Annotated in this window: 8 protein-coding genes; 4 read left to right on the top strand and 4 right to left on the bottom strand. The window is 73.8% G+C overall.

Translation table 11 applies throughout. The annotated features are described in order from the left end of the window. Nucleotides 1–153: 153 nt before the first annotated feature. Nucleotides 154–1,653, top strand: a complete 1,500-nt coding sequence (locus J7E86_RS29200; protein ID WP_215085825.1) for an NADH-quinone oxidoreductase subunit C — start codon at nt 154–156, stop codon at nt 1,651–1,653. Between the two features lie 18 nt (nt 1,654–1,671). On the opposite strand, the gene J7E86_RS29195 is transcribed toward J7E86_RS29200, so the two are convergent. The 3 genes from J7E86_RS29195 to J7E86_RS29185 form a co-directional block, all read right to left on the bottom strand. Continuing rightward, complete coding sequence (locus J7E86_RS29195) at nt 1,672–1,860, bottom strand: hypothetical protein (protein WP_215085824.1); 189 nt, start codon at nt 1,858–1,860, stop codon at nt 1,672–1,674. A gap of 69 nt (nt 1,861–1,929) precedes the next feature. Next, the gene (locus J7E86_RS29190; protein WP_215085823.1) at nt 1,930–2,379 is read right to left on the bottom strand and encodes a helix-turn-helix domain-containing protein; all 450 of its coding nucleotides are present in this window, start codon (nt 2,377–2,379) and stop codon (nt 1,930–1,932) included. Between the two features lie 88 nt (nt 2,380–2,467). Then, nucleotides 2,468–3,259, bottom strand: a complete 792-nt coding sequence (locus J7E86_RS29185; protein WP_215085822.1) for a 3-keto-5-aminohexanoate cleavage protein — start codon at nt 3,257–3,259, stop codon at nt 2,468–2,470. A gap of 172 nt (nt 3,260–3,431) precedes the next feature. On the opposite strand from J7E86_RS29185, the gene J7E86_RS29180 reads away from it, so the two are divergent. Both J7E86_RS29180 and J7E86_RS29175 read left to right on the top strand, forming a co-directional pair. Then, nucleotides 3,432–3,833, top strand: a complete 402-nt coding sequence (locus tag J7E86_RS29180) for a hypothetical protein (protein WP_215085821.1) — start codon at nt 3,432–3,434, stop codon at nt 3,831–3,833. Nucleotides 3,834–4,043: 210 nt separating this feature from the next. Next, nucleotides 4,044–4,595 carry an RICIN domain-containing protein gene (locus J7E86_RS29175; protein WP_215085820.1) on the top strand — a complete coding sequence of 184 codons (552 nt, stop codon included), beginning with the start codon at nt 4,044–4,046 and terminating at the stop codon, nt 4,593–4,595. 36 nt (nt 4,596–4,631) lie between these two features. On the opposite strand, the gene J7E86_RS29170 is transcribed toward J7E86_RS29175, so the two are convergent. Next, nucleotides 4,632–5,609, bottom strand: a complete 978-nt coding sequence (locus tag J7E86_RS29170; RefSeq protein ID WP_215085819.1) for an Lrp/AsnC family transcriptional regulator — start codon at nt 5,607–5,609, stop codon at nt 4,632–4,634. Between the two features lie 146 nt (nt 5,610–5,755). Here J7E86_RS29170 and J7E86_RS29165 point away from each other — a divergent pair, with 146 nt between their 5' ends. Next, a complete protein-coding gene (locus tag J7E86_RS29165) occupies nt 5,756–7,249 on the top strand; it encodes an MFS transporter (RefSeq protein WP_215085818.1) in 1,494 nt (497 codons plus the stop codon). The last annotated feature ends 63 nt before the right edge of the window (nt 7,250–7,312 follow it).

Genomic DNA, 7,312 nt, shown 5'->3' with positions numbered 1-7,312 from the left:
GGCTCCCGCGCCGGAGGAGCCCGCACGGCTCGGCGCGGCCGCCACCGCGCCCCTGGCCGCGGGCCTCGCCGCCTGCGCCGTCCTCGGCATCACCATCGGCCCGCTGGCCGGTCCGCTCACCGCGGCCGGCGCGCTCCTCGGAGGGCGCTGACCATGCACCTGCGCACCGTCACCGACATCGGCCCCGACGAACTCCCCGCGAAGGCGGCCGATCTGCTCGCCGACGGCCACCGCCTCGCGCTGGTCGCCGCACACCACGACGGGACGCGCGCGCCGGGCGGCCGCTCCGTGCGCGTGGTCTACCTCTTCCTCGCCGGCCCACCCGACACCCGCACCGAACTGCACGTACGCCTCGATCCCAAGGCGCCGGAACTGCCCACCCTCGCCCATCTCTCCTTCCCCGCCGGCCGGTTCGAACGGGAGATGCGCGACCTGCACGGCATCGTGCCCCTGGGCCACCCGCTGCCGCACCGCCTCGTCCGCCACTTCCACTGGCCGCGCGGCTGGTACCCCATGCACCCGGACGCCGGCTCCCCACCGCCCTTCGCCGAACCGGAGGGCCCGTACCCCTTCCTGGAGGTCGAGGGCGAGGGCGTGTACGAGATCCCCGTCGGCCCGGTGCACGCCGGGCTCATCGAACCCGGGCACTTCCGGTTCTCCGTGGTCGGCGAGACGATCATCAAGCTCAAGACGCGGCTGTGGTTCGTCCACAAAGGCGTCGAGAAGCTCTTCGAGGGCCGCGCGCCCGACCGCGGCCTGCCGCTGGCCGAGCGCGTCAGCGGCGACACCGCCGTCGGCCACACCCTGGCCTACTGCCTCGCCGTCGAGGAGGCCACCGGCACGGCCGTACCCGAGGAGGCGTGCCGCGCCCGCGCCCTGCTCCTGGAACTGGAGCGCCTGCACAACCACGTGGCCGACCTCGGTGCCCTGTGCAACGACGTCGGCCACGGCATCCTCAACGCCCGGGCGCAGCACGTGCGCGAACAGCTCCTGCGGCTCAACGACGAGGTCACCGGGCACCGTCTGCTGCGCGGCGGCGTCATGCCGGGCGGGGCGGTCCTGCGCGAGGTGCCGGGCGAGGCCCGGCTCGACGCCCTCGGCCGGGAGATCCGCGACATCGTCACGCTCGCCCTCGGCCACACCACCGTCCGCGACCGCTTCACGGGCACCGCACGGCTCACCGCGCCCGCCGCCCGCGACCTGGGCTGTCTCGGCTACGTCGCCCGCGCCAGCGGCCTGGCCGCCGACGCCCGGGTGCACCACCCCTTCCACGACTACGGCGACACCCTCACCGTGCCCGTCCACACCACTGGGGACGTCCTGGCCCGCTTCCTCGTACGGGCGGAGGAGACCGACGCCTCCCTCGCCCTGGCCCGGCACCTCGCGGCCGGTCTCACACCCGGCCGCCGGGCCGTGGACCTGCGGCGCGGTTACCCGCCCGGCGCGGGCGTCGGCATCGTGGAGGGGTGGCGGGGCACGATCACCACCCGCGTCGAACTGGACGCCGGGCGGGTGCTGAGCCGGGTGAAGGTGGCCGACCCGTCCTTCTTCAACTGGCCGGCCCTGCCGGTGGCGCTGGCCGACACGATCGTGCCCGACTTCCCGCTGACCAACAAGAGCTTCAATCTCTCCTACGCGGGCAACGACCTCTGACGACACCTCCGGCGGACACTACGCCGGGCCGGCCACCGGGGCCTCGCCGTCCGGGTCGATGCCGTGCCGGCGGGCGAGCCACAGGGCGTCGTCCAGTTCGTCCGCCGCCATGGCGGTCTCATAGGCGTCCCCGGCCGCCCGCGCCGCCGCCAGGGCGGTCCGCGCGTCGCGGATCCGCTGCCGCATCGCCTCGGCGAACACGTTCACGACGGCCCCCGGATCCCTCGCGCTCGGAAGGGCTTCAAGTCTAGGGGAGAGCGGGGCGGCGGGCGCGGGTCAGGCGGCGCCTTCGACGGTCCAGCCCGGAACCTGGAAGCGGGGGGCGATGTCGTCGCTGTGCACCTCTTCGCCGCAGCACCGGCAGATGACCGCGGGGTCGAGGTCGGAGCCGCAGGAGTGCTCGAAGACGGTCGGCGGGACGTCCGTGAGATGCCGGTCGCCCCAGCGCATCAGCATGAGGAGCACCGGCCGCAGGTCGTACCCCGCGGCGGTCGGGCAGTACTCGAAACGGGCCGGGCGCTCGTTGTAGGGCACCTTCTCCAGCACGCCCGCCTCGACCAGGCGGCGCAGCCGGGAGGCGAGGATGTCGCGGGGCGCACCCGTGTTGCGCGCGATCGCGTCGAAGCGCCGCACGCCGAAGAAGACCTCGCGCAGCACCAGCAGGGAGTACTTCTCGCCGACCACGCCGAGCGCGTCGGCGATCGAACAGGGGCGCGATGTCGTCATGCCCCCCATCGTAAAGCAGCCGGATTTGCTTCCCCAACCCATACGTACAAGGTGAATCCACAGTTCCAACCAACCCGGTCACGGTCCGCTAGGCGTGGCAGACAACGCGCGAGGACGGCGGCCGGTTCCATGCCGTCGGCCGCTGCGGGCCCAGGTGACGCCCGCTCAGCCCGGGGACGGCACGGGCGGCCCGTACGAGCGCGGCGTTGTCGGCGGCGGGCCGGCCGTCGGGGGTGTGGGTCACGTCCTCCAGGCCGACGCGCCGCGCGAGCCCGAGGGCCGCCGCCCGGCGCAGGACGGGCCAGGCGCCCCCCTCCTCGCCGTGCAGCAGGACGGGTGCCCTCAGGCCCGGGCCGAGCGACCGCAGCAGGGCCGTCGCCGTGCCGAGCGCCGTGAGCGGCTCGGTATCGGTGACCACGGCCAGGACGCGCAGCACCCGGCCGGCGAAGGGCGAGGTGCGGAACCGCTCCGCGGCGTCCGTGCCGGAGCGCAGGCCGGCCTCGATGCCGACGCCCTTCTCCCACAGGGCGCGGGCCACCAGGTCGGCGCCGTTCCCGTGCCAGTCGACCGAGGCGTGGTCGGGCAGGACGGTCCAGGCGCGCACCAGCTCCGCCCGGCGCCGGGCGTCGGGGATCGTCCAGGCACCCGTGGTCACGCCGACCGGCACGCCGGGCACGGCCGCGCGTACGGCCGTGAGCACCTCGGCGACCACGGCGGGGTCGAGGGTGTCCGCGCCGTCGGACGACTTGGGGTGCAGATGGATGTCGTCCGCGCCGGCGGCGACCGCGGCGCGCGCCGCTTCGGCGAGCTCGGCGGCCGTGACGGGGAGGACCGGGCAATGAGCCCGGTTTCGGGAGCCGTTCAGGCATACCTGCAACATGAAGATCATGGTGGCAGGTGGGTCTGACATCGGTGGCACCGATCGTGCGGTGGCCGGTTCCAATCGGCCGAAATGCGTGTTTATCGTCCGTTGATCACATGGTGACCTTTCCCGGGCAGGCTTCCTACTGCACAAGCGGAACCATTCATCCAACATGAGGGGTACCAGAGTTATGCGCATCGTTCGAATCGGCCTGGCCGCAGCGGCGACCGTCGGAGCCCTCGCCGTAGCTGTCGCGCCCGCCTCCGCCGCCGTCGCCACCGCGCCCGCCCACACCGTGGCCGGCGCACAGGCGGCCACCCCGAACCCGAACACGGTCAAGGCCGCGGCGTTCAACCAGGCGCGCAGCATCCTCGCCGGTGCGGGAGCGGCGTCGGCGGCGAAGACCCACCCCGTGCACGGCAAGTCGGACGTCCCCGTCGGCTACGGCACCAGCCTGCTGGCCGAGGCGCGGGACGAGTTCCGGCACGACGACCGGAACCTTCCCGCGGACAAGAAGAAGTCCGACATGTCGAAGACCCACTACGACGCCATCCACAAGGCGGCCGGTGTCATGGGCATCGACCAGTGGTGACGAGCACCCACCTCGGCTGACGACGTCGGCATGCGGTAGGCCGAGGGCCTCGCCCCTTACGAGGGGGCGGGGCCCTCCGGCTGTGCGCGGCGCCCTTCCGTTGACCGGAACCGGGCGTGACAGGCGGCCTCGACGGGACCACGCTGACGGCGAGCTCGGGCAGTGCGGCATCCGGCGCGAGCCGACTCGTCGAAGGAGCGTCCCGCCATCATGCGTCACACTTCGCGCAACAGATTCGGTGCCCTCGCCGCCGCGACCCTGCTGGCAGGCGCCGGCGCGGTCATGACCACCGGCACGCCGGCGTACGCGTCAGCGCCCGCCGCACCCCTCGCCGGCGTCTTCCACCCCATCAAGAACGTCGGCAACAACAAGTGCCTGCAACCCGCGGGCGGATCCACCGGCGAGGTGGCGATCGTGCAGTCGGCCTGCACCGGCGCGCTCGCGCAGCAGTGGCAGTTCCTCAAGGTCACGAACAGCGGCTACCACCTCATCAACCAGCTCAGCGGCCTGTGCATGTACATGAACGGCCCCGTCGCCGCCGGCTCGCCCATCGCCCAGGTGGAGTGCACCACGGTCAGCAACGAGGAGTGGAAGAGCACGCCGGCGCCGCCGGAGATCGTGACGCTGATGTCGAGGGCGGGGCACCGCGACACCAACCTCTGCGTCGACGTGCCGGGCGGCCAGGCGGACGAGGGACTGGGCGTGCAGATCTTCGGCTGCAACGGGACCCTCGCACAGCGCTGGATAGCCGGCTTCCAGTGAACTCGCGCACCGCCCGGCGCTCCGGCGCGAGCCGCCTCAGCCCCGGAACGGCCGGTACGTCAACTGCTTGACGCGGCGGAGGAACGGCATGGTCTCCACGTGTTCGACCCCGTCGAGCGTGCCGATCCCCTCGCTCAGATAGCGGTAGAGGTGAGCGGTGTCCCGGGTGACCGCGACGGCCATCAGATTGGACGGGCCGGTGGTCGCGGCGGCGTAGGCGATCTCCGGATGGGCGGCGAGGGCCGCGCCCACGGCCTTCAGGGACCGAGGAGCGGCGGTGATGCCGAGCATCGCCGCGGTGCGGAAGCCGAACCGCTCGGTGTCGAACTCGACGTCGACGTACATCGCCCCCGACCCGACCAGCTGGGCCAGCCTGCGCTTGACCGCCGACTCGGAGCGGCCCGTCGCCTTCTGGAGCTCCGGAAAGGTGGCGCGCCCGTCCCGCTCCAGGGCGGCCACCAGCGCCTCGTCCTCCTGGCTGATCACGGCCGGCCCCGGGTGCGGACGCGGCTCCGGAGCGAGGGCGGCGACCTCGGCGACCGTGAGCGCGCCGCTCTTGGCCAGCCAGCCGGACGGGCCGCCGAAGAAGCGGTGCAGCAGTTGCTGGGCACGGATCTCGACGATGTGCGGGGTGCGCGGCAGCTTGCCGAGCAGCAGTTCGTCGCTCTCGACGCGCGTGCGCATGCTCGTCGTGCAGGCCACCTCGGTGCCGCCCGAGGTGAGTCCGATCCACGACGTGTCGGGCCGCCTGGCCAACGCCTCCGCGATGGTGGCGGCCCCGTCGGGCGTGCAGCGCAGCCGCAGCAGCCAGTGCTCGATCCCCGGCCGGGCGGCGGCGCAGCGGACGGCCACCACCCGGAGTCCCGCCTCGGACCGCAACCGGCGGAAGCGGCGTGCCACGGTCTGGTCGGAGACGCCGAGCACGGCCGCGATCCGGCTGAACGAGGCCCGGGCATCGACCTCCAGGGCGTGCAGCAGCCTCAGATCGATTTCGTCGAACCTGTCGGATTCCACGATTTCCTCCCCCTCTGATGTCGAGTTCCCTTCACGATGCCCGCTACGGCCGGGGACATCGGTCGAGCGTGCCCGATCGTACGGGGGCGGTCCGGAACCACGGACCCGCGCCATCCGGGCCGTACAGCTCGTACAGGGAGAAACACATGCGCAAGTGGGGGCCGCTCACCGCGGTCTGTCTGGGGACGTTCATGCTGCTGCTCGACGTCACGATCGTCGTGGTCGCGCTGCCCGACATGGCGCCGGCGCTGCACGCGTCGCTCTCCGATCTGCAATGGGTCATCGACGGCTACGCCCTGGCGCTCGCCGCGCTGCTGCTGGGAGCGGGCGCCGCCGCCGACATCCTGGGCAGGCGCCGCGTCCATGTGGCCGGCACCGTTCTCTTCGCGGCGGCCTCGCTGGCCTGCGGCCTGGCGTCGTCCCCCGTGGCCCTGGTGGCCGCACGCGGGGTCCAAGGGGTGGGCGCGGCCGCGATGTTCGCGACGACACTGCCGTTGCTCGGCTCGGTGTACCAGGGCCGGCGGCGCTCGGTCGCGCTCGGTCTGTGGGGCGCGGTCAGCGGCGCCGCGGCGGCGATCGGCCCGGTGGTCGGCGGGCTGCTGACCCAGGGGCCCGGCTGGCGCTGGATCTTCTTCGTCAACCTGCCGGTGAGCGTGGCGGCGGTCTGGCTGACCCTGCGCACCGTGCCCGAGTCGCGTGCCGAACGGGGCCGGCGGATCGACTGGGCGGGCACGGCGGCCTTCGCGTGCTTCGCCGCCGCCACGACGTACGCGGTCGTCCGCACCGGCAGCGACGGATGGACCTCCGCGCCCACCCTGGCCACGTTCGGCCTCGCGGCGCTCGCGCTGCTCTGCTTCGTGCTCGTCGAGCGCAGGGTGGCCCATCCGCTGCTGGACCTCTCGCTGTTCCGCAAGCCCGCGTTCGTGGGCGTGATGGCCGGGGCGCTCGCCTACAACACGGCGGCCTTCGCCGTCCTGCCGTACACCTCGGTCTGGCTGCAGACCGTGCTCGGTCTCAGCCCGTTGCGAGGCGGCCTCGCCGTGCTGCCCCTGGCGGCGACGTCCTTCGTGGTGGCGGCGGTGGGCGGCCGGCTGCTGCACGGGGTGCGGCCGGGCCTGACGATCGGCGTCGGCCTGGCGCTGATCGGCGCGGGCACCCTCGGACAGGCCGTGCTGGACGCGGGCTCCTCCTGGACGGCGCTGCTGCCCGGACTGGTGCTCGCGGGCGTCGGTACGGGCCTGGTGGCTCCGGCGCTCGCCGGGGCCGCGCTCGCCGCGGTGCCGCCCGAGCGCGCGGGTATGGCGGGCGGCGCGGTCAACACCTTCCGGCAACTCGGGTACGCCTTCGGGGTCGCCGGCCTCGGCACGGCGGTGACCTCCCGCATGCGGGACACGCTCACCCCCGACCAGGCACACACCCTCGCGGGCGGCGGCGCGACCGGGCTGCGCGGCGCGGGACTTCCCGAACACCTGCTGCGGACGGCGTTCGCCTCGGGCCTGAACGTGGCGGCGGTCGTCGCGGGCGCCGTCGGACTGCTCGCGGCGGTCGCGGTCCTCGTCCTGGTGCGGGAGCCGCGCCGGGCCGAGCCGGCGGCGCGCGGGTCCCGCGAGACGGTCACGGCCGGCACCCGCCACGGGTGACGCCGCCGCCCGCCACCACCCCGGTCAGTGGCCGCGCATGGAGCGCTGCCGGCCGGTCGGGGG

Origin of the sequence: Streptomyces sp. ISL-11, from assembly GCF_018614525.1 — a bacterium.
GTDB lineage: Bacteria > Actinomycetota > Actinomycetes > Streptomycetales > Streptomycetaceae > Streptomyces.
The sequence above is the reverse complement of the archived record's forward strand: the minus strand, read 5'-3'. Positions and strand labels throughout refer to the sequence as shown.

Excerpts from the sequence above, each read along its gene's own strand:
- J7E86_RS29180 (WP_215085821.1), top strand. The coding sequence starts at position 3,432 with ATGCGCATCGTTCGAATCGGCCTGGCCGCAGCGGCGACCGTCGGAGCC.
- J7E86_RS29185 (WP_215085822.1), bottom strand. The coding sequence starts at position 3,259 with ATGTTGCAGGTATGCCTGAACGGCTCCCGAAACCGGGCTCATTGCCCG.
- J7E86_RS29190 (WP_215085823.1), bottom strand. The coding sequence starts at position 2,379 with ATGACGACATCGCGCCCCTGTTCGATCGCCGACGCGCTCGGCGTGGTC.
- J7E86_RS29200 (WP_215085825.1), top strand. The coding sequence starts at position 154 with ATGCACCTGCGCACCGTCACCGACATCGGCCCCGACGAACTCCCCGCG.
- J7E86_RS29175 (WP_215085820.1), top strand. The coding sequence starts at position 4,044 with ATGCGTCACACTTCGCGCAACAGATTCGGTGCCCTCGCCGCCGCGACC.
- J7E86_RS29165 (WP_215085818.1), top strand. The coding sequence starts at position 5,756 with ATGCGCAAGTGGGGGCCGCTCACCGCGGTCTGTCTGGGGACGTTCATG.